Genomic DNA, 22275 nt, shown 5'->3' with positions numbered 1-22275 from the left:
TACCGGGTCACTGGACCCTCAAGCAAGCGGACTTACTTGGTGATCTTGGTGACCTGGCCGGCGCCGACGGTCCGGCCACCCTCACGGATGGCGAACTTCAGGCCCTCCTCCATGGCGACGGGCTGGATGAGCTCCACCTTCATCTCGGTGTTGTCACCCGGCATGACCATCTCGGTGCCCTCGGGGAGGGTCACGACGCCGGTCACGTCCGTCGTACGGAAGTAGAACTGCGGGCGGTAGTTGTTGAAGAACGGGGTGTGGCGGCCACCCTCGTCCTTCGACAGGATGTACGCCTGCGCCTCGAACTCGGTGTGCGGCGTGACCGAACCCGGCTTGATGATGACCTGACCGCGCTCGACGTCCTCGCGCTTGATGCCACGGAGGAGCAGACCGACGTTCTCACCGGCCTGGCCCTCGTCGAGCAGCTTGCGGAACATCTCGATGCCGGTGACCGTGGTGGTGGTCTTCTCGGTCTTGATGCCGATGATGTCGACGGTCTCGTTGACCTTCAGGACACCACGCTCGATACGGCCGGTGACGACCGTACCGCGACCGGTGATCGTGAAGACGTCCTCGATGGGCATGAGGAACGGCTTGTCGACGTCACGCTCGGGCTCGGGGATGTTCTCGTCCACAGCCTTCATCAGGTTGAGGACGGACTCACCCCACTCCTTGTCGCCCTCGAGGGCCTTGAGCGCGGAGACGCGGACGACCGGCAGGTCGTCGCCCGGGAACTCGTACTCGGAGAGGAGCTCACGGACCTCGAGCTCGACGAGCTCCAGGATCTCCTCGTCGTCCACCATGTCGGCCTTGTTCAGGGCGACGACGATGTACGGAACGCCGACCTGGCGGGCCAGGAGCACGTGCTCCTTGGTCTGCGGCATCGGGCCGTCGGTGGCGGCGACCACGAGGATGGCGCCGTCCATCTGGGCCGCACCGGTGATCATGTTCTTGATGTAGTCCGCGTGACCGGGGCAGTCGACGTGGGCGTAGTGACGGGTCTCCGTCTGGTACTCGACGTGCGCGATGGAGATGGTGATACCGCGCTGGCGCTCTTCGGGAGCCTTGTCGATCTGGTCGAACGCCGAGGCCTCGTTCAGGTCCGGGAACGCGTCGTGCAGCACCTTGGTAATGGCGGCCGTGAGGGTCGTCTTACCGTGGTCGATGTGACCGATGGTGCCGATGTTGACGTGCGGCTTAGTCCGCTCGAACTTCGCCTTCGCCACTGGGGTCCTCCTGGGAGTGGTTCTGGTACGCCTTACTTCATCGGCGCCAGGTGATCTTTGCTGAAAAGGCCCGGAACCCGGGGCAAACCCCGCGATTGCGGTGTTTGCCCTGGAGGCTCCGGAGTCAAGCCTACGGCGTGTGAACGCGGTGCGTTACTCGCCCTTGGCCTTCGCGATGATCTCCTCGGCGACGTTCCGCGGAACCTCGGCGTAGGAGTCGAACTGCATCGAGTAGCTTGCGCGACCCGACGTCTTGCTGCGGAGGTCGCCGACGTAGCCGAACATCTCCGACAGAGGCACGAGGCCCTTCACGACACGGGCACCGGCCCGCTCCTCCATGGCCTGGATCTGACCACGGCGGGAGTTGATGTCGCCGATGACCTCACCCATGTAGTCCTCGGGCGTGGTGACCTCGACGGCCATCATCGGCTCGAGCAGCACGGGGCTGGCCTTGCGCGCGGCCTCCTTGAAGGCCTGCGAACCGGCGATCTTGAAGGCCAGCTCGGAGGAGTCGACCTCGTGGTAGGCACCGTCGTGGAGGATGACACGGACACCGGTCATCTCGTAGCCGGCGAGGATGCCGAACTGCATGGCCTCCTGCGCACCGGCGTCCACCGAAGGGATGTACTCCTTCGGGATACGGCCACCGGTGACCTTGTTCACGAACTCGTACGAGACGTCGCCGCCCTCGAGGGGCTCGATGCCGATCTGCACCTTCGCGAACTGACCGGTACCACCGGTCTGCTTCTTGTGGGTGTAGTCGACGCGCTCGACGGCCTTGCGGATCGTCTCGCGGTAGGCCACCTGCGGCTTGCCGACGTTGGCCTCGACCTTGAACTCGCGCTTCATGCGGTCGACGAGGACCTCGAGGTGAAGCTCGCCCATACCGCCGATGACGGTCTGGCCGGTCTCCTCGTTGGTGTGCACCTGGAAGGAGGGGTCCTCCTCCGCGAGACGCTGGATGGCGACACCCAGCTTCTCCTGGTCACCCTTGGACTTGGGCTCGATCGCGACCTCGATGACCGGCGCCGGGAAGTCCATGGACTCCAGGATCACCGGGTTCTTCTCGTCGCAGAGCGTCTCACCGGTGGTGGTCTGCTTCAGGCCCATGACGGCGACGATGTCGCCGGCGCCCACCGACTCGATCTCCTCACGCTTGTTCGCGTGCATGCGGTAGATCTTGCCGATGCGCTCCTTCTTGCCCTTGACGGAGTTCAGCACCGAGGTGCCGGACTCCAGGCGGCCCGAGTAGACCCGGACGAAGGTGAGCTTGCCCAGGTGCGGGTCGCTCATGATCTTGAACGCCAGCGCCGACAGCGGCTCGTCCTCGGACGGCTTGCGCTTGATGACCGTCTCCGGGTCCTTGACGTCGTGGCCCTCGATGGCCTCGATGTCGACCGGGGACGGCAGGTAGCGCACGACCGCGTCGAGCAGCGGCTGGACACCCTTGTTCTTGAACGCGGTACCGCAGAACACCGGGGTCACCGTGGTGCCGGTGCCCTTGCCGGACGCGATGGTGATACGACGGATCGCGGCGTACAGCTGCTCCTCGGTGGGCTCCTCGCCCTCCAGGTACAGCTCCATGATCTCTTCGTCGTTCTCGGCCACGGCCTCGATCAGCTTGCCGCGGTACTCCTCGGCAGCCTCGGTGTGCGTGGCCGGGATGTCGACGACGTCGTACATCTCGCCCTTGGTGGCCTCGGCGGACCAGACGAGCGCCTTCATGCGGACCAGGTCCACGACGCCCTGGAAGTCGGCCTCGGCACCGATCGGGAGCTGCATGACGATCGGCTGCGCGCCCAGGCGGTCCGAGATCATGTCCACACAGCGGTGGAACTCGGCGCCCGTGCGGTCGAGCTTGTTGACGAAGCAGATACGCGGAACGCCGTAGCGGTCCGCCTGACGCCACACCGTCTCGGACTGCGGCTCAACGCCGGCGACGCCGTCGAACACCGTCACGGCACCGTCGAGCACACGCAGGGAGCGCTCCACCTCGACGGTGAAGTCGACGTGACCCGGGGTGTCGATGATGTTGATGGTGTGGTCGACGTCTTCCAGCGACCAGTGACAGGTGGTGGCAGCAGAGGTGATCGTGATGCCACGCTCCTGCTCCTGCTCCATCCAGTCCATGGTGGCAGCGCCGTCGTGGACCTCACCGATCTTGTAAGACACACCGGTGTAGAACAGGATCCGCTCGGTGGTGGTCGTCTTGCCCGCGTCGATGTGGGCCATGATCCCGATATTGCGGACCTTGGCCAGGTCAAGTGAAGTGGTAGCCATAAGGCTTCAGTCTTCTCTCGGTCTCGATGTGGGTAGCGACTACCAGCGGTAGTGCGCGAAGGCCTTGTTGGACTCGGCCATCTTGTGCGTGTCCTCGCGCTTCTTCACAGCGGCACCGAGGCCGTTGGAGGCGTCGAGAAGCTCGTTGAGCAGACGCTCGGTCATGGTCTTCTCGCGACGGGCGCGGGAGTAACCGACCAGCCAGCGCAGCGCGAGCGTGTTGGCACGACCGGGCTTGACCTCGATCGGAACCTGGTACGTCGCACCACCGACACGGCGGGACTTGACCTCGAGGGTCGGCTTGATGTTCTCCAGCGCGCGCTTCAGCGTGATGATCGGGTCGTTGCCCGTCTTCTCACGCAGACCCTCCATGGCGCCGTAGACGATGCGCTCGGCGGTGGAGCGCTTGCCGTTCAGCAGCACCTTGTTGATCAGGGAGGTCACCAGAGGAGAACCGTAGACCGGGTCGATGATGACCGGGCGCTTCGGGGCGGGGCCCTTACGAGGCATTCTTACTTCTCCTTCTTGGCGCCGTAACGGCTGCGAGCCTGCTTGCGGTTCTTGACACCCTGGGTGTCGAGCGAGCCGCGGATGATCTTGTAGCGAACACCCGGCAGGTCCTTCACACGGCCGCCGCGCACGAGCACGATGGAGTGCTCCTGCAGGTTGTGTCCCTCACCCGGAATGTAGGCCGTGACCTCGATGCCGCTGGTCAGACGCACACGCGCGACCTTACGGAGGGCCGAGTTCGGCTTCTTCGGGGTGGTCGTGAACACACGCGTGCAGACGCCACGACGCTGAGGGGAACCCTCGAGTGCGGGCGTCTTGTTCTTCTCGACCTTGTCCTGCCGGCCCTTCCGGACCAGCTGCTGGATCGTAGGCACTACTTCTCCGGTTTCTGTGTGCCGATGGTGAAGCTAACCTGGAACGTCGCCGACCCACGCGGTCGGGTGTGTCGAATCGTGCGGGCTTCTGCCGGACGGCATAAGAGACGCAGATTGCGGTGGCCGGTCATGGCTCCTGTGCGGTTGAAGGCACGCAGGAGAGCCAAGGCACACCCCAGGCACAAGGTCTGAGCGTACCTACCTCAAACGCTACGGTCAAAACAAATGGGTCCCGCCCGCAGCGACACACGCCACATGTCAAGCCCGCCTGGCACAAGTGATCTACGAATCGGCGGCCGCTGTCCGCTTCGAACACTTTTCTCACGCCCTTGCGCCGGGGTCACAGCCAGGGTCACAACCGGGTCATCCGACCGCCAGGGACACGGCCGTCAGCAGGATCAGTACGAGTGCCCAGCCGGCCGTGGCCAACCACCCCAGCACCAGACCGGTCATCGCCAGCCCCTCCCCCAGCTCCCCCGTCCGCCGGATCTCGGAGCGCGCCACGTGCCCCAGCACGACCGCCGGAATCCCGGTGAGCCCGGCGGTGGGCACACACAGCAGCCCGCACACGGCGGCCCCCACGGCCTTGCCGTTGGTCCGCGGCCGGGGCACGGGCCCGAACACCCCCGGAGCGAGGGCAGCGGGCACAGCAGGCGGTACGGGGCCCTGCGGCAGGTCGGCGACCAGGGAAGCCAGCTCCCCCACCGTACGGGCCGCATACGCCCGCCCGACCCGCTCCTCGAACTCCCCACGCTCCAGGCGACCCTCGCCGTACCCGGCCCGCAGCACATCGACGGCCCGCTCACGCTCGGCATGCGAGGCGAGCACCGCCCTCCACCCCTGCTGCCCGGGCTGAGAGGGCTGCCACGGATACGGCGACTGCGACACGAGCACCTCCCCGAAGCGCCGGCGTCCCTCCATGATGCGCCGAACCGGCGAGCGCGGCACCAGCACAACGCCGAAGGGCGGCCACCCCCCACGGGGTGGCCGCCCTTCAGTGGACGTGCGCCTTACTGGTTGTACGGACCGTAGTCGTAGTCCTCCAGCGGAACGGCCTGGCCGGAGCCGGTGCCGAACGGCGAGTAGTCGATGTCGTCGTAGCCGACGGCCGAGTACATCGCGGCCTTGGCTTCCTCGGTCGGCTCGACCCGGATGTTGCGGTAGCGGGACAGGCCCGTACCGGCCGGGATGAGCTTACCGATGATGACGTTCTCCTTGAGGCCGATGAGGCTGTCGGACTTGGCGTTGATCGCCGCATCCGTCAGGACTCGGGTCGTCTCCTGGAAGGAGGCGGCCGACAGCCAGGACTCCGTCGCCAGCGAGGCCTTGGTGATACCCATCAGCTGCGGACGACCGGAGGCCGGGTGACCACCCTCCTGGACCACACGACGGTTCTCGGTCTCGAACTTCGAGCGCTCGACCAGCTCACCGGGCAGCAGCTCGGCGTCGCCGGACTCGATGATCGTCACACGGCGCAGCATCTGCCGGATGATGATCTCGATGTGCTTGTCGTGGATCGACACACCCTGCGAGTTGTACACCTTCTGGACCTCGCCGACCAGGTGGACCTGGACGGCACGCTGACCCAGGATGCGCAGCACGTCGTGCGGGTTGGTGGCACCCACGGTGAGCTTCTGGCCCACCTCGACGTGCTCGCCCTCGCTGACCAGGAGACGGGCGCGCTTCGAGATCGGGTAGGCCGTCTCGTCGCTGCCGTCGTCCGGCGTGATGACGATCTTCTTGGTCTTCTCGGTCTCCTCGATCCGCACGCGGCCGGAGGCCTCGGAGATCGGGGCGACACCCTTCGGCGTACGGGCCTCGAAGAGCTCGACGACACGGGGCAGACCCTGGGTGATGTCGTCACCGGCCACACCACCGGTGTGGAAGGTACGCATCGTCAGCTGGGTACCGGGCTCACCGATGGACTGGGCGGCGATGATGCCGACCGCCTCACCGATGTCGACCAGCTTGCCGGTGGCCAGCGAACGGCCGTAGCACATGGCGCAGGTGCCGACGGCGGACTCGCAGGTCAGGACCGAACGGGTCTTGACCTCCTCGATGCCGCGCAGGACCAGTTCGTCGATCAGGACGTCACCGAGGTCGGTGCCGGCCGGGGCCAGGACCTGACCGTCGACCACGATGTCCTCGGCGAGGCAGCGCGCGTACACGCTGGTCTCGACGTCCTCCGCCTTGAGCAGCGTGCCCTCGGCGTTGCGCTCGGCGATCCGCAGCTTGAGGCCACGGTCGGTGCCGCAGTCCTCCTCGCGGATGATGACGTCCTGGGAGACGTCGACCAGACGACGGGTGAGGTAACCCGAGTCGGCGGTACGCAGAGCGGTGTCCGCCAGACCCTTACGGGCACCGTGCGTGGAGATGAAGTACTCCAGCACGGACAGACCCTCACGGAACGAGGCCTTGATCGGACGCGGGATCGTCTCGTTCTTGGCGTTCGACACCAGACCACGCATACCGGCGATCTGACGCATCTGCATCATGTTGCCTCGTGCACCCGAGTTCACCATCATGAAGATCGGGTTGGTCTTCGGGAAGTTCTCGTTCATCGCCTCGGCGACCTCGTTGGTCGCGTTGGTCCAGATGCCGATCAGTTCCTGGGTGCGCTCGTCCTTGGTGATCAGACCACGCTCGTACTGGCGCTGGACCTTCTCGTCCGCGGCCTCCCAGCGGGCGACGATCTCCTTCTTCGCCTCGGGGACGACGACGTCGGAGATGGCCACGGTGACGCCGGAACGGGTCGCCCAGTAGAAGCCCGCCGCCTTCAGGTTGTCGAGCGTCGCCGCCACGATGACCTTCGGGTAGCGCTCGGCCAGGTCGTTGACGATCTGGGAGAGCTGCTTCTTGCCGACCTCGTAGTCGACGAACGGGTAGTCCTCGGGCAGCAGCTCGTTGAAGAGCGCACGGCCCAGCGTGGTCTTCAGCGTGAAGCTGTCACCCTGCTGCCACTCCGGCTCGCCCTCCTCGCGCACCGGCGGCACCCAGCCACGCGGCGGGATGGTGCCCACCGGGAAGCGGATGTCGACCGGGGTCTGCAGGGACAGCTCGCCGGCGTCGAACGCCATGATCGCCTCGGCGACGGACGCGAACGCGCGGCCCTCGCCCTTGGGGTTGCGGCCCTCGGCGTCCGTGGTGAGGAAGAACAGACCGAGGACCATGTCCTGGGTCGGCATCGTCACCGGACGGCCGTCGGCCGGCTTGAGGATGTTGTTCGAGGACAGCATCAGGATGCGGGCCTCGGCCTGCGCCTCCGCGGACAGCGGCAGGTGCACGGCCATCTGGTCACCGTCGAAGTCCGCGTTGAACGCGGTGCAGACGAGCGGGTGGATCTGGATGGCCTTGCCCTCGACCAGCTGCGGCTCGAAGGCCTGGATGCCGAGGCGGTGCAGGGTGGGAGCACGGTTCAGCAGAACCGGGTGCTCGGCGATGACCTCTTCGAGGACGTCGTACACGACCGTGCGGCCGCGCTCCACCATGCGCTTGGCGCTCTTGATGTTCTGCGCGTGGTTCAGGTCGACCAGGCGCTTCATCACGAACGGCTTGAACAGCTCCAGCGCCATCGCCTTCGGCAGACCGCACTGGTGCAGCTTCAGCTGCGGACCGACGACGATCACGGAACGCGCCGAGTAGTCGACACGCTTACCGAGCAGGTTCTGACGGAAACGACCCTGCTTGCCCTTCAGCATGTCGCTGAGGGACTTCAGCGGGCGGTTACCGGGACCGGTCACCGGCCGGCCGCGACGACCGTTGTCGAAGAGGGCGTCAACAGCCTCCTGAAGCATGCGCTTCTCGTTGTTGACGATGATCTCCGGAGCGCCCAGGTCGAGCAGGCGCTTCAGACGGTTGTTGCGGTTGATGACACGGCGGTACAGGTCGTTCAGGTCGGAGGTCGCGAAGCGGCCACCGTCCAGCTGCACCATCGGACGCAGGTCCGGCGGGATGACCGGGACGCAGTCCAGGACCATGCCCTTGGGGCTGTTGGACGTCTGCAGGAACGCGGAGACGACCTTCAGGCGCTTCAGGGCACGGGTCTTCTTCTGGCCCTTGCCGGTGCGGATGATCTCGCGGAGACGCTCGGCCTCCTCCTCGAGGTCGAAGGACTCCAGGCGCTTCTGCAGCGCCGCGGCACCCATCGAACCGTCGAAGTACGTGCCGAAGCGGTCACGCAGCTCGCGGTAGAGCAGCTCGTCGCCCTCGAGGTCCTGGACCTTGAGGTTCTTGAACCGGTTCCACACCTCGTCGAGGCGGTCGATCTCGCGCTGCGCACGGTCGCGCAGCTGCTTCATCTCGCGCTCGGCACCCTCGCGCACCTTGCGGCGCACGTCGGCCTTGGCGCCCTCGGCCTCGAGCTCGGCCAGGTCGGTCTCGAGCTTCTTGGCGCGGGCCTCGAGGTCGGAGTCACGGCGCTGCTCGATCTGCTGACGCTCGACGGAGACGTGAGCCTCCAGCGAGGGCAGGTCGCGCTGACGGCGCTCCTCGTCCACGTACGTGATCATGTACGCCGCGAAGTAGATGACCTTCTCCAGGTCCTTCGGGGCGAGGTCGAGCAGATAACCCAGGCGCGACGGGACGCCCTTGAAGTACCAGATGTGCGTGACGGGAGCGGCCAGCTCGATGTGGCCCATCCGCTCGCGGCGCACCTTGGCACGGGTCACCTCGACGCCACAGCGCTCACAGATGATGCCCTTGAAGCGAACGCGCTTGTACTTGCCGCAGTAGCACTCCCAGTCCCGGGTCGGACCGAAGATCTTCTCGCAGAAGAGTCCGTCCTTTTCGGGCTTGAGGGTGCGGTAGTTGATGGTCTCGGGCTTCTTGACCTCGCCGTGGCTCCACTGACGGATGTCGTCAGCGGTGGCCAGGCCGATCCGGAGCTCGTCGAAGAAGTTGACGTCGAGCACTATGCGTCAATCCCTCTCAGGGTCGAAAGTCTGTGGTCTGAAACGGGGGCCTGGGGGTCGGCGGGGCCCTGTGGGTGGGGGCCCCGCCGGACTCCCGTCAGACCTCTTCGACGCTGCTCGGCTCGCGCCGGGACAGGTCGATACCGAGCTCCTCCGCAGCGCGGAAGACGTCCTCGTCGGTGTCGCGCATCTCGATGGACATGCCGTCCGAGGACAGCACCTCCACGTTGAGGCACAGGGACTGCATTTCCTTGATGAGCACCTTGAAGGACTCGGGAATGCCGGGCTCAGGGATGTTCTCGCCCTTGACGATGGCCTCGTAGACCTTCACGCGGCCGGTGACGTCGTCGGACTTGATGGTCAGCAGCTCCTGGAGGGCGTACGCGGCGCCGTAGGCCTCGAGGGCCCACACCTCCATCTCACCGAAGCGCTGGCCACCGAACTGGGCCTTACCACCCAGCGGCTGCTGGGTGATCATCGAGTACGGACCGGTCGAACGGGCGTGGAGCTTGTCGTCGACCAGGTGGTGGAGCTTGAGGATGTACATGTAGCCGACCGAGATCGGGTCCGGGAACGGCTCACCGCTACGGCCGTCGAACAGCCGCGCCTTACCGGTCGGGAGCACCATGCGCTCGCCGTCGCGGTTCGGGATGGTGTGCTGCAGCAGACCCGCCAGCTCGTCCTCACGGGCACCGTCGAAGACCGGGGTCGCGACGTTGGTGCCGGGGGCGACCTGGTCGGCACCGATGACCTGGAGGCGCTGCGCCCACTCGTCCGCCAGACCGGAGACGTCCCAGCCGCGGCTGGCGAGCCAGCCGAGGTGGATCTCCAGGACCTGTCCCGGGTTCATTCGGGACGGCACACCCAGCGGGTTGAGGATGATGTCGACCGGGGTGCCGTCCTCCAGGAACGGCATGTCCTCGATCGGCAGGATCTTGGAGATGACGCCCTTGTTGCCGTGACGGCCGGCGAGCTTGTCACCATCGGTGATCTTGCGCTTCTGCGCCACGTACACGCGCACAAGCTGGTTCACACCCGGGGGAAGCTCGTCGCCCTCCTCGCGGTCGAAGACGCGGACGCCGATGACCTTGCCGATCTCACCGTGCGGCACCTTCAGCGAGGTGTCGCGCACCTCGCGCGCCTTCTCACCGAAGATCGCGCGGAGCAGGCGCTCCTCGGGGGTCAGCTCGGTCTCACCCTTGGGCGTGACCTTGCCGACGAGGATGTCACCGGCGACGACCTCGGCACCGATACGGATGATGCCGCGCTCGTCGAGGTCGGCGAGGACCTCCTCGGAGACGTTCGGGATGTCCCGGGTGATCTCCTCGGGGCCGAGCTTGGTGTCACGGGCGTCGACCTCGTGCTCCTCGATGTGGATCGAGGAGAGGACGTCGTCCTGCACGAGGCGCTGCGACAGGATGATCGCGTCCTCGTAGTTGTGACCCTCCCACGGCATGAACGCCACGAGCAGGTTCTTGCCCAGCGCCATCTCGCCGTTCTCGGTGGCCGGGCCGTCGGCGAGCACCTGGCCCGTGATGACGCGGTCGCCCTCGTTGACGATGACCTTCTGGTTGACCGAGGTGCCCTGGTTGGAGCGGGCGAACTTGGCCAGGCGGTACGTGATGTACGTGCCATCGTCGTTGGCGGTGGTGATGTAGTCCGCGGAGACCTCCTGGACCACACCGGCCTTCTCGGCCTTGACGACGTCGCCGGCGTCGACGGCGGAGCGGTACTCCATGCCGGTACCGACGAGCGGGGCCTCCGACTTAATCAGCGGAACGGCCTGGCGCATCATGTTCGCGCCCATGAGGGCGCGGTTGGCGTCGTCGTGCTCGAGGAAGGGGATCATGGCGGTCGCGACCGACACCATCTGGCGCGGCGAGACGTCCATGTAGTCCACGTCCTCGGGGCCGACGTAGTCGACCTCGCCGCCCTTGCGGCGGACGAGCACGCGGGCCTCGGCGAAGCGCAGGTCGTCGTTGAGCGTGGCGTTGGCCTGCGCGATGACGAAGCGGTCCTCCTCGTCGGCGGTCAGGTAGTCGACCTCGTCGGTGACCTGGCCGTCGATGACCTTGCGGTACGGGGTCTCGACGAAGCCGAACGCGTTGACCCGGCCGTAGGAGGCGAGCGAGCCGATCAGACCGATGTTCGGGCCTTCAGGCGTCTCGATCGGGCACATGCGGCCGTAGTGCGACGGGTGCACGTCACGGACCTCGAAGCCGGCCCGCTCACGGGAGAGACCACCCGGGCCGAGCGCCGACAGACGGCGCTTGTGGGTGAGACCCGACAGCGGGTTGTTCTGGTCCATGAACTGCGACAGCTGGCTGGTGCCGAAGAACTCCTTGATGGAGGCGACGACCGGCCGGATGTTGATCAGGGTCTGCGGCGTGATCGCCTCGACGTCCTGGGTCGTCATCCGCTCACGGACGACGCGCTCCATACGGGCCAGACCCGTGCGGACCTGGTTCTGGATGAGCTCGCCGACGCTGCGCAGGCGGCGGTTGCCGAAGTGGTCGATGTCGTCGGTCTCGACGACGACCGGCTGGCCGTTGTCACCGACGGTCTCGGTCTCACCGGCGTGCAGCTTCACCAGGTACTTGATCGTCGCGATGATGTCCTCGACGGTCAGGATCCCGGCGTCCAGCGGGGCGTCCGCGCCCAGCTTCTTGTTGACCTTGTAGCGGCCGACCTTGGCCAGGTCGTAGCGCTTGGGGTTGAAGTAGAGGTTCTCGAGCAGCGTCTGCGCGGCCTCACGCGTGGGGGGCTCGCCCGGACGCAGCTTGCGGTAGATGTCGAGCAGCGCGTCGTCCTGGCCCTGGGTGTGGTCCTTCTCCAGGGTGGCGCGCATGGACTCGTACTCGCCGAACTCCTCGAGGATCTGCTCGGTGGTCCAGCCGAGAGCCTTGAGGAGGACGGTCACGGACTGCTTGCGCTTGCGGTCGATGCGGACACCGACCATGTCGCGCTTGTCGATCTCCATCTCCAGCCAGGCACCCCGGGACGGGATGATCTTGGCGGAGAAGATGTCCTTGTCGGACGTCTTGTCGATGGAGGAGTCGAAGTAGACACCCGGCGAACGGACAAGCTGCGACACCACGACACGCTCGGTGCCGTTGATGACGAAGGTGCCCTTGTTCGTCATGAGCGGGAAGTCGCCCATGAAGACGGTCTGGGACTTGATCTCGCCGGTCTCGTTGTTGGTGAACTCGGCGGTGACGAAGAGCGGGGCCGCGTAAGTGAAGTCGCGGTCCTTGCACTCGTCGATGGAGTTCTTCGGCGGCTCGAAGCGGTGGTCGCGGAAGGTCAGCGACATCGACCCGCTGAAGTCCTCGATCGGGGAGATCTCCTCGAAGATCTCCTCCAGACCGGACTTGGTGGGGACATCCTGACCGTTCTCGAGGGCCTCCTCGACGCGAGCCTTCCACGCGTCGTTGCCGAGCAGCCAGTCGAAGCTCTCGGTTTGCAGCGCGAGAAGGTTCGGAACCTCGAGGGGCTCCTTGATCTTTGCAAAGGAGATGCGCAGCGGGGCGGTGCTGGCAGCGTTGTTCGTATTCGCGGTCGAGGCGTTGCGCGAGGCGGCCAAGAGGGGGTCCTTCCGAGGGCTCGGACTCACTACGCGCGTACCGTCCCCTCCCCCGCGCACAAAGACAGAAGTCCCAGGTCAGAGACGATCTGTCGGTCAGTGCTCGAGTGAGGGCAGACCCCTGGTGACGGGCAGGGGGCAGCTAACAGGCAGCGCAAAGGGTCAGTGTAGCCACTTGGCACACTGATGTCCAGTCCCGCATTTCGGAGACCTCACTCTTCCAAACGCCTGCGGCATACCTGCCTTCAACGCACGTTGATACTGCCCTCTTCGCCGTCGATCCATGCCTCGGATTCGGATCCTTGTGACGACGCGTCCTGAGAATTGCGCGCTGCGTGCGGTTCGTCAAGGCCCCCCTTGCCCGAACCGGGGCGACCGAGACACGACGAAGATCACCTTACCCCTCGCGAACACAGGTGCAAGGCAGCCCGGGCCGTCCCCCGGGGAACGCCGAAGGGCGACCACCCGGATGGATGATCGCCCTTCGGTGCGTTCGCGTTACAGCCCCAGGGAAGTCGTTTTCACGACCTGGGCCCTGGGAGGCCGTTCATGCGGTCGCGAAGGTCTTACTTGACCTCGACGGAGGCGCCGGCGCCCTCGAGGGCCTCCTTGGCCTTGTCCGCGGCGTCCTTGGCGACCTTCTCGAGAACGGGCTTCGGGGCGCCGTCCACGAGGTCCTTGGCCTCCTTCAGACCCAGCGAGGTCAGCTCACGCACGACCTTGATGACCTGGATCTTCTTGTCGCCGGCACCGGTGAGGATGACGTCGAACTCGTCCTTCTCCTCGACGGCCTCAGCGGCACCGGCGCCACCAGCGGCACCCGGGGCGGCAACGGCCACGGCGGCGGCCGCGGTGACGTCGAACTTCTCCTCGAAGGCCTTCACGAACTCGGAGAGCTCGATGAGGGTCATCTCCTCGAACTGCGCGAGCAGGTCTTCCTGGCTGAGCTTCGCCATGATGGCGGTCCTTCCACTAATTCGGCAGGTGCCGGATGTACTGGGTGAGGCGGGCGTACGTTGGCCCGCTGGCGACACGCGCCGCGCTCAGGCGGCGAGCGTCAGAAAGCGAGCCGAATTACTCGGCACCGCCCTGCTCGTCCTGCTTGGCACGGAGCGCGTCCACGGTGCGGACGAGCTTCGACGGCAGCGCCTGGAAGAGCTGAGCAGCCTGGGACTGCTTGCCCTTGAAGGCACCGGCCAGCTTGGAGAGCAGAACCTCGCGGGACTCGAGGTCCGCAAGCTTCTTGATCTCGTCGGCGGAGAGGGCCTTGCCCTCGAGCACACCGCCCTTGATGACGAGATTCGGGTTGTCCTTGGCGAAGTCACGGAGACCCTTCGCCGACACCACCGGGTCACCGGTGATGAAGGCGACGGCCGTCGGACCAGCGAACTGGTCGTCCAGCGTCGTGATCCCGGCCTCGTTGGCCGCAATCTTGGTCAGCGTGTTCTTCACCACGGCGTACTGGGCGTTCTCACCGAGCGAGCGGCGCAGCGTCTTGAGCTGCGCCACGGTGAGACCGCGGTACTCGGTCAGCACGGCGGCGTTGGAGTTGCGGAACTTGTCCGTCAGCTCCGCAACCGCGGCAGCCTTGTCGGGCCTCGCCATAGAGCCTCGGCCTCCTTCCGGGTGATTCTGACCGCGCGGACCCGAAGGAGGACTGGGGAAAACGAAACGCCCCGGCGCAGGCGCACGGGGCGGACTCGACCGGCAGCACACACATGTGAACACACACATGCTCCGGGAGTTCTTCCACAGTCACCTGCGCGGGTCGCCCGCATTTTCAGCGGATCCTTCGGCCACCGACCCCTTTGTTGGGGCACGGCAACGACCAGCGGTCTTTGGCTTCTGTAGGAGAGTACGGGAACGGGTCGCAGACAAGCAAATCGCCCGTACGGGGATCAGCTCTGCAGGGCCTTCTCCATCGCCTTCTTCATCATCTCCGCCAGGTCGGCGACGTCCTTGGCGGGCGGGGCGGTCACCGTCACCGGCTTGTTGAAGTCGAGGAAGGTCACGGTCATGTCGAGGGCGCCCTTGTCCGCGTCGCCGCGCATGCGGAACTGCTTGGTGTGCTGCTCACCGTCGACCCACATGTCCATGGTCAGCTTGTCGATGCCGAGCTCTTCGTACTGCTCGACGCTCTTCTCCCGCTTCTCACGGACGGCAGGGGCCTGGTCCTTGAAGGAGGACTTGAGGTCGTCGACCGTGACCGTGCCGGCGTAGTGGGTCGTCCGCACCCCGTCGACCGTCTCGGTGCCGACCTTCTTCACGTCCTTGGAGCCGGTGAGCAACGCGGAGTCCGCCGCCGGGTTCTTCCGCGCCTGGCCGCCGGCCGCTCCCAGCTGCTCCAGGTCCTTGGCGCTCCCGGACATGTCGAACTTGATCCAGCTCTTGCCGTCCATGTCCTTGGCGGCCTCGGCGCCTCCGTCGACGTACAGCGCGTTGTCTACGAGACGTACGTCGATGTCGCTGCTGTCCGCCCCGGCGTCGACCGCCATCTTCATGCTCATGGCCAGCGGCTTCACCTGCATCGCCGCCTCGCCGCTCACCGTCCCGTCCGGCGTCGTGCCGTGGAGGCGGTAGCGCAGGGACGTGATGGCGTCGGCGTTCTTCGCCGCCGCCGCGACGGCCGCCGCGGGCGACATCTCCGGCGACTGCGCGTCGCCCTTGCCGCAGCCGACGGCCCCGGCGAGCAGCAGCGCGGCGAGCGAGGCAGCGGGTATGACAGTGGACTTCTTCATGGCTTCCCCCCACGCAGGACACAGCTGCCACACGGCAGCCTTGCGAGGCTAACGGTAAGGGAGGGGTAAGACACTCGCTTTTCTCACGGCCCCGGGGTGCCCATGAGCTGCGCGAAGTCCTCGGTGTCGGCGGCCGGGGGGCGGTGCACGGCGACGTGGACGCCGTAGTCGCCGTAGGTGGCCGTCTGGGTCATCAGGCCGCTCGTCATCGTGGCCTGCTCGGACTTCTTGACGATCAGGTGGTGGTCGTCGACCCACAGGTCGATGTGTTCGCTGCGCACGCCGGCGTCGGTGAGCTGCTTCTTCAGGGACATGTCGGCGAGAGAGGCGACGTCGACCGTGCCCGTGTAGTGCCGGGTGCGGCGGCCGGCGACGGTCTCCTCGCCGACGGCATGGGCGTCACCGGAGGCCAGCAGCAGCTTCACGGGCGGCACCGGCGCGGTGTTGCGCAGCTGGTCGCGCAGATAGCTGCCGGAGTCGCCGGGCAGGCCGGCGAGGTCGTCGTAGGCGTAGCGGATCCAGTGCCGGCCGCCGATGCGCCGGGCGAACTCGGCGCCCACGCGCGCGTAGTACGCGTCGGGCAGCAGGCGCGCCTCCATGGTGGTGCTGCCGAGCGCCCGCAGCGGTTCGGCGAGGCTGCCGCCGGTGTAGGTGATGGTGAGCGTGCCGGTGGACTCGCCGGCCCAGTCCAGGGTGCCCTCGCTGCGGGTGGACAGCAGCCCCGCCATGACCGTGGTGGAGCTGATCCGCGCCGAGCCGGCCCGGGTGGTGGCCTGCTCCACGGCGCGCAGCGCGGCCGTGGTGCGCGCGTCGGGGTGGCTGGGCGACGCCGTGGGCCGCGGCGCGGCGTCACCGCCGCCGCAGGCCGCCAGGCTGCTCAGTACGGCCGCCACCAGGACCGGCGCGATCCCCCGTCGGATGGTCCTCATCCGGTCTCCCTCCGCTCCCCCGCGATCTTCACGCTAACCCGCGGTGGACCGCTTGGGGAGCGGAACGCCCACGGGGACCGGGGTCCGGGGACGGAACCGGGCGAAGGTGGACGGGGAGCGTGGGCCCCTACCGGGCCGAGGGGCCGGGGGGCGCGGGGCCCGGACCGTAAAAACGGGAACGGGCCCCGCCCCCTGAGAACAGGGTGCGGGGCCCGGAACCGACTTCGGTGAGCGTCAGGCTCAGACCGCGGCCGGGTCCTCCTCGACGAGGAGGTTGCGGGTGCGGTTCGGGTCGACCGGAATGCCGGGGCCCATGGTGGTGCTGAGCGCGGCCTTCTTGATGTAGCGACCCTTGGCGGCGGACGGCTTCAGACGGAGGATCTCCTCCAGGGCCGCGCCGTAGTTCTCCACCAGCTTGGTGTCGTCGAAGGACGCCTTGCCGATGATGAAGTGCAGGTTCGCGTGCTTGTCGACACGGAACTCGATCTTGCCGCCCTTGATGTCGGTGACGGCCTTGGCCACGTCGGGGGTGACGGTGCCGGTCTTCGGGTTCGGCATCAGACCACGCGGACCGAGCACGCGGCCGAGACGGCCGACCTTGCCCATGAGGTCCGGGGTGGCGACGACGGCGTCGAAGTCCAGACGGCCCTTCGCGACCTCGTCGATCAGTTCGTCGGAGCCGACGATGTCGGCGCCCGCGGCCTCCGCGGCCGCAGCACGGTCACCGGTCGCGAAGACCAGGACCCGGGCGGTCTTGCCGGTGCCGTGCGGCAGGTTCACGGTGCCACGGACCATCTGGTCGGCCTTGCGCGGGTCGACACCCAGACGGAAGGCGACCTCGACGGTCGAGTCGAACTTGGTCGTGGAGGTCTCCTTGGCGAGACGGACGGCCTCGAGCGGGGCGTACAGCTTGTCCCGGTCGACCTTGGCGTCCGCAGCCTTGAGAGCCTTGCTGCGCTTGCTCACGTGATGCTCCTGTGTGTGCTGAGGAGTTGTGGTGCGGGCCGAGCAGGCCCTGCCACTTCTGCTGGAAGGTGGGGTCAGCCCTCGACCGTGACGCCCATGGAACGGGCGGTGCCGGCGATGATCTTCTCGGCGGCGTCCAGGTCGTTGGCGTTGAGGTCGGGCATCTTGGTGGTGGCGATCTCGCGGACCTGGTCACGCGTGATCTTCGCGACCTTGGTCTTGTGCGGCTCGCCGGAGCCCTTCTCCACGCCCGCGGCCTTGAGGATCATCTTCGCGGCCGGCGGCGTCTTGGTGATGAAGGTGAAGGAGCGGTCTTCGTAGACCGTGATCTCCACCGGGATGACCCAGCCACGCTGCGACTCGGTCGCGGCGTTGTAGGCCTTGCAGAACTCCATGATGTTCACGCCGTGCTGACCCAGCGCGGGGCCGACCGGCGGGGCCGGGTTGGCGGCACCGGCCTGGATCTGGAGCTTGATGAGCCCCGTGACCTTCTTCTTCTTGGGAGGCATGGCTCTCCGGGTCCTTTCACTTCGGGTCCATGCCCGCCTCCGGGGACCACCCGGACGCAGGCATACCGCACAACGATAACGGGTATAGATGCGCGGCCAAAAACCGTGCAGGTCAGACCGTCCCCCGCGAGCGGGGGCGCCCCCAGTGGAAGCTTGGTCTGACCTGCGCGGAAGCGGTAAGTCCAGAAAGAACTAGTTCTTCTGGATCTGGTCGAAGGACAGCTCGACCGGGGTCTCGCGGCCGAAGATCTCCACCAGACCCTTGACCTTCTTGGAGTCCGGGTTGATCTCGTTGATCGTGGCCTGCAGCGTGGCGAACGGGCCGTCGGTGACGGTGACCGAGTCGCCGACCTCGAAGTCCAGCACCTGGACCTCGACCTTGCGCTGCGGCGCCGGCTTGCCCTCGGCCTCGGCGGCCTCGCGGGCGGCCTTGGCCTCCGCCTCGGGGGCGAGCATCTTCACGATCTCGTCCAGCGACAGCGGGTACGGGTCGTAGGCGTTGCCGACGAAGCCCGTGACACCGGGCGTGTTGCGGACGACACCCCAGGACTCGTTCGTCAGGTCCATCCGGACGAGCACGTAACCGGGCAGCTTGTTCTGCTTGACGGTCTTGCGCTCGCCGTTCTTGATCTGGACGATCTCTTCCTCGGGCACCTCGGCCTGGTAGATGAAGTCCTCGACGTTCAGCGAGACGGCGCGCTGCTCCAGGTTGGCCTTCACGCGCTTCTCGTAACCGGCGTAGGTGTGGATGACGTACCACTCGCCGGGCAGCAGGCGCAGTTCCTCACGGAGCTTCTCGACCGGGTCACGGTCGTCCTCGGGCTCGGGCTCCTCGGCCACGGCCTCGGCGACCTCGTCCTCATCGGCCTCGTCGCCGGCGTCGGCCTCCTCGTGGAGGGCGGCTTCCTCGGCGGGCTCGCCCGCTTCGAGGTCGGCAGCCTCTGCCTCGTCCAGGTCCTCGTCCGCGCCCTCGACGATGTCGAGCTCGTCGTCCACCGACTCTGCCGCAGTCTCGCTTGGCTCAACGGCGTCGTTCAGGTTCTGGTCAGACACGGTGGCTGCTTCTTCCTGGATACATAGGGGTGGAACACGCGAAAAGGGGCGCCGGATACCTCGGCGCCCTTCGCTTCTGGCTCAGCCGAAGACGTACTTGGCCGCGTGGTTGAGCCCATAGTCAATCACGGTCACCAGGCCGATCATGATGGCGACGAAGAAGATCACCACAGTCGTGTACGACGTCAGCTGATTGCGCGTGGGCCAGACGACCTTGCGCAGTTCGGCGATGATCTGCCGGTAGAAGGTGGCCAGGCGCTTGAGCGGACCCTTCTTGGCCCGCTTGCCGCCCTTACGGGCCTTCTTCCGACTCTCCTGCGCCTCGTCCTGGGCGTCAGGCGTGTCGATGGAGCCCACGGCGTCCGCCATTAGTCCTCACCTGATCCCGGGTCGTGGCCGTGCCGCGCCCGGTCTGAGCCGCACGGCGGTGCATTGCTGTACGTACATGCGCACACATCCTGGCGAAGGTGTGTGTAGCAGGGCCGGAGGGACTTGAACCCCCAACCGCCGGTTTTGGAGACCGGTGCTCTACCAATTGAGCTACGACCCTTTGGTGTGTCCCCCAACGTACCGCATCCGGCCGGATGCTTGGTGTGCACCGGTTGCGGGCGCGGCTGCTGAAGGCCAACGAGGTGAGAGTGTACGTGGTCCGGAGCGCGCAGTCGAACGGAAAGCGGCCGCGGGGGTGGTTGGTTCTGATGTTCGTGGCCGGAACCGTGTCGATCACCCCGGGCGTTCCGTCAGACGTTCGGTCGGTGCCCACTGGGTGAAACCGGCGTGCCGGGCGGGTTTCCGGTCTGAAAGCATGGGCCGTATGAGCGCTGCAATCCCTCCCACCGAGCGCCGGGTCTCGGCCCGCATCGGCGCGATCTCCGAGTCCGCCACCCTCGCCGTGGACGCCAAGGCCAAGGCCCTCAAGGCCGCCGGGCGCCCGGTGATCGGCTTCGGCGCCGGTGAGCCCGACTTCCCGACTCCGGACTACATCGTCGAGGCGGCCGTCGAGGCCTGCAAGAACCCCAAGTACCACCGGTACACCCCGGCCGGCGGCCTGCCCGAGCTGAAGGCCGCCATCGCCGCGAAGACGCTGCGTGACTCCGGCTACGAGGTCGACGCGTCCCAGGTCCTGGTGACCAACGGCGGCAAGCAGGCGATCTACGAGGCGTTCGCCGCGATCCTCGACCCGGGTGACGAGGTCATCGTCCCGGCGCCGTACTGGACGACCTACCCGGAGTCGATCCGGCTGGCCGGCGGTGTCCCCGTCTTCGTGACCGCCGACGAGACCACCGGCTACCGCGTCTCCGTCGAGCAGCTGGAGGCCGCCCGCACCGAGAAGACGAAGGTCGTCCTCTTCGTCTCCCCGTCCAACCCCACCGGCGCGGTCTACTCCGAGCACGAGACCGAGGCCATCGGCCGCTGGGCCCAGGAGCACGGCCTGTGGGTGCTCACCGACGAGATCTACGAGCACCTGGTCTACGGCGACGCCTCCGCCGTGTCGCTGCCCGCGGTCCTGCCCGAGCTGCGCGACAAGTGCATCGTCGTCAACGGCGTCGCCAAGACGTACGCCATGACCGGCTGGCGCGTGGGCTGGATCATCGGCCCGAAGGACGTCGTGAAGGCCGCGACCAACCTGCAGTCGCACGCCACCTCCAACGTCTCCAACGTCGCCCAGGTGGCCGCGCTGGCCGCCGTCTCCGGTGACCTCGATGCCGTCGCGAAGATGCGCGAGGCCTTCGACCGGCGCCGCAAGACGATCGTGCGGATGCTCAACGAGATCGACGGCGTGCTCTGCCCGGAGCCCGAGGGCGCCTTCTACGCCTACCCGTCGGTCAAGCCGCTGCTCGGCAAGGAGATCCGCGGCAAGCGTCCGCAGGACACCGTCGAGCTGGCCGCGCTGATCCTGGAGGAGGCCGAGGTCGCGGTCGTCCCGGGCGAGGCGTTCGGCACGCCGGGCTACCTGCGGCTGTCGTACGCGCTCGGTGACGAGGACCTCGTCGAGGGCGTGAGCCGGATCCAGAAGCTGCTGGCGGAGGCGAGGGACTGACGTCCCCGCCGAGCCGGACACGGGCCGCTTCCTTCGGGAGGCGGCCCGTTTCTTCGTGCGAGCAAGACCTCGATCGGGGAAAGAGGTACCGGGACGCCGGGGGCGTGCGGCAGGATCCTGGAATGGAGCGCGTACGTGATCTGTCTGCACTGCCCAAGGCCCATCTGCACCTGCACTTCACCGGCTCGATGCGACCCAGCACCCTCCTGGAACTCGCCGACAAGCACGGCGTCCGGCTGCCGGACGCGCTGACCGACGCGCTGGCGAGCGGGGAGTCGCCGCGGCTGCGGGCGACGGACGAACGGGGCTGGTTCCGCTTCCAGCGGCTCTACGACGCCGCGCGCTCGTGCCTCCAGCAGCCGGAGGACATCCAGCGGCTGGTGCGGGAGGCCGCGGAGGAGGACCTGAAGGACGGCTCCCGGTGGCTGGAGATCCAGGTCGACCCCACCTCGTACGCCCCGCGGCTCGGTGGGCTGATCCCCGCGCTGGAGATCATCCTGGACGCGGTGGAGACCACCAGCCGGGAGACCGGGCTCGGGATGCGGGTGGTGGTCGCCGCCAACCGGATGAAGCACCCGCTGGACGCGCGCACCCTGGCCCGGCTGGCCGTGCGGTACGCCGACCGCGGCGTCGTCGGCTTCGGGCTGTCCAACGACGAGCGCCGGGGCATGGCGCGCGACTTCGACCGGGCCTTCGCCATCGCACGCGACGGCGGGCTGCTGTCCGCGCCGCACGGCGGTGAGCTGACCGGCCCGTTCTCGGTGCGCGACTGCCTGGACGACCTGCACGCCGACCGGCTCGGGCACGGGGTGCGCGCCGCGGAGGACCCGTGGCTGCTGCGCCGGCTCGCCGAACAGGGCGTGACCTGCGAGGTCTGCCCGGCGTCCAATGTGGCCCTCGGCGTGTACGAGAAGCCGGAGGACGTGCCGCTGCGCACGCTGTACGAGGCGGGCGTGCCGATGGCGCTGGGCGCGGACGACCCGCTGCTGTTCGGCTCGCGGCTCGCCGCACAGTACGAGATCGCGCGCCGTCACCACGCCTTCACGGACGAGGAGCTCGCGGAGCTGGCCCGGCAGTCGCTGCGGGCGACGGCGGCACCTGAGGGGGTCAAGCGGGAGCTGCTGACCGCGGTGGACGAGTGGCTGGACGGCTGAGC

17 protein-coding genes and 1 tRNA gene are annotated in these 22275 nt (G+C 67.2%); 2 read left to right on the top strand and 16 right to left on the bottom strand.

Annotated elements, in window-relative coordinates:
* Positions 1 to 32: 32 nt before the first annotated feature.
* From tuf to ACZ67Q_RS24960, 16 genes are all read right to left on the bottom strand, one after another.
* Complete coding sequence (gene tuf, locus ACZ67Q_RS25035) at positions 33 to 1226, bottom strand: elongation factor Tu (protein ID WP_361630581.1); 1194 nt, start codon at positions 1224 to 1226, stop codon at positions 33 to 35.
* A gap of 153 nt (positions 1227 to 1379) precedes the next feature.
* Positions 1380 to 3506 carry an elongation factor G gene (fusA, locus tag ACZ67Q_RS25030; protein ID WP_469811649.1) on the bottom strand — a complete coding sequence of 709 codons (2127 nt, stop codon included), beginning with the start codon at positions 3504 to 3506 and terminating at the stop codon, positions 1380 to 1382.
* A gap of 39 nt (positions 3507 to 3545) precedes the next feature.
* The gene (gene rpsG / locus ACZ67Q_RS25025; RefSeq protein ID WP_003992340.1) at positions 3546 to 4016 is read right to left on the bottom strand and encodes a 30S ribosomal protein S7; all 471 of its coding nucleotides are present in this window, start codon (positions 4014 to 4016) and stop codon (positions 3546 to 3548) included.
* Between the two features lie 2 nt (positions 4017 to 4018).
* Positions 4019 to 4390, bottom strand: a complete 372-nt coding sequence (gene rpsL, locus ACZ67Q_RS25020; RefSeq protein ID WP_003948652.1) for a 30S ribosomal protein S12 — start codon at positions 4388 to 4390, stop codon at positions 4019 to 4021.
* Between the two features lie 363 nt (positions 4391 to 4753).
* On the bottom strand, positions 4754 to 5278 hold the full coding sequence (locus ACZ67Q_RS25015) for a DUF1707 and DUF4190 domain-containing protein (RefSeq protein ID WP_471185978.1): 525 nt from the start codon (positions 5276 to 5278) through the stop codon (positions 4754 to 4756).
* A 122-nt stretch (positions 5279 to 5400) separates the two neighbouring features.
* Positions 5401 to 9300, bottom strand: coding sequence for a DNA-directed RNA polymerase subunit beta' (locus tag ACZ67Q_RS25010; protein ID WP_471185975.1), 3900 nt, complete (start codon positions 9298 to 9300; stop codon positions 5401 to 5403).
* Between the two features lie 97 nt (positions 9301 to 9397).
* Complete coding sequence (gene rpoB, locus ACZ67Q_RS25005; RefSeq protein ID WP_471185973.1) at positions 9398 to 12883, bottom strand: DNA-directed RNA polymerase subunit beta; 3486 nt, start codon at positions 12881 to 12883, stop codon at positions 9398 to 9400.
* 566 nt (positions 12884 to 13449) lie between these two features.
* Positions 13450 to 13839 (bottom strand): 50S ribosomal protein L7/L12, encoded by a 390-nt coding sequence (gene rplL / locus ACZ67Q_RS25000; RefSeq protein WP_469929254.1) that lies wholly within the window; start codon positions 13837 to 13839, stop codon positions 13450 to 13452.
* Positions 13840 to 13957: 118 nt separating this feature from the next.
* Positions 13958 to 14488, bottom strand: a complete 531-nt coding sequence (rplJ, locus tag ACZ67Q_RS24995) for a 50S ribosomal protein L10 (protein ID WP_361630599.1) — start codon at positions 14486 to 14488, stop codon at positions 13958 to 13960.
* A 293-nt stretch (positions 14489 to 14781) separates the two neighbouring features.
* Positions 14782 to 15621, bottom strand: coding sequence for an SCO4651 family lipoprotein (locus ACZ67Q_RS24990; RefSeq protein ID WP_471185969.1), 840 nt, complete (start codon positions 15619 to 15621; stop codon positions 14782 to 14784).
* A gap of 83 nt (positions 15622 to 15704) precedes the next feature.
* Positions 15705 to 16550 carry an SCO4651 family lipoprotein gene (locus ACZ67Q_RS24985; protein ID WP_471185966.1) on the bottom strand — a complete coding sequence of 282 codons (846 nt, stop codon included), beginning with the start codon at positions 16548 to 16550 and terminating at the stop codon, positions 15705 to 15707.
* A gap of 240 nt (positions 16551 to 16790) precedes the next feature.
* Positions 16791 to 17516, bottom strand: coding sequence for a 50S ribosomal protein L1 (gene rplA / locus ACZ67Q_RS24980; protein WP_471185963.1), 726 nt, complete (start codon positions 17514 to 17516; stop codon positions 16791 to 16793).
* Between the two features lie 74 nt (positions 17517 to 17590).
* Positions 17591 to 18025, bottom strand: coding sequence for a 50S ribosomal protein L11 (gene rplK / locus ACZ67Q_RS24975; protein WP_006130605.1), 435 nt, complete (start codon positions 18023 to 18025; stop codon positions 17591 to 17593).
* Positions 18026 to 18217: 192 nt separating this feature from the next.
* A complete protein-coding gene (gene nusG, locus ACZ67Q_RS24970; RefSeq protein ID WP_471185960.1) occupies positions 18218 to 19078 on the bottom strand; it encodes a transcription termination/antitermination protein NusG in 861 nt (286 codons plus the stop codon).
* Between the two features lie 81 nt (positions 19079 to 19159).
* A complete protein-coding gene (gene secE / locus ACZ67Q_RS24965) occupies positions 19160 to 19447 on the bottom strand; it encodes a preprotein translocase subunit SecE (protein ID WP_471185958.1) in 288 nt (95 codons plus the stop codon).
* Between the two features lie 108 nt (positions 19448 to 19555).
* Positions 19556 to 19628, bottom strand: a tRNA-Trp gene (locus ACZ67Q_RS24960).
* 264 nt (positions 19629 to 19892) lie between these two features.
* On the opposite strand from ACZ67Q_RS24960, the gene ACZ67Q_RS24955 reads away from it, so the two are divergent.
* Positions 19893 to 21119, top strand: coding sequence for a pyridoxal phosphate-dependent aminotransferase (locus ACZ67Q_RS24955; RefSeq protein ID WP_471185955.1), 1227 nt, complete (start codon positions 19893 to 19895; stop codon positions 21117 to 21119).
* A 122-nt stretch (positions 21120 to 21241) separates the two neighbouring features.
* Positions 21242 to 22273 (top strand): adenosine deaminase, encoded by a 1032-nt coding sequence (locus ACZ67Q_RS24950; RefSeq protein WP_471185952.1) that lies wholly within the window; start codon positions 21242 to 21244, stop codon positions 22271 to 22273.
* Positions 22274 to 22275 lie beyond the last annotated feature (2 nt).

The organism is Streptomyces sp. NPDC036813 (assembly GCF_055609245.1).
Note: the sequence above shows the minus strand (reverse complement) of the source record. Positions and strands in the feature narration are given on the sequence as shown.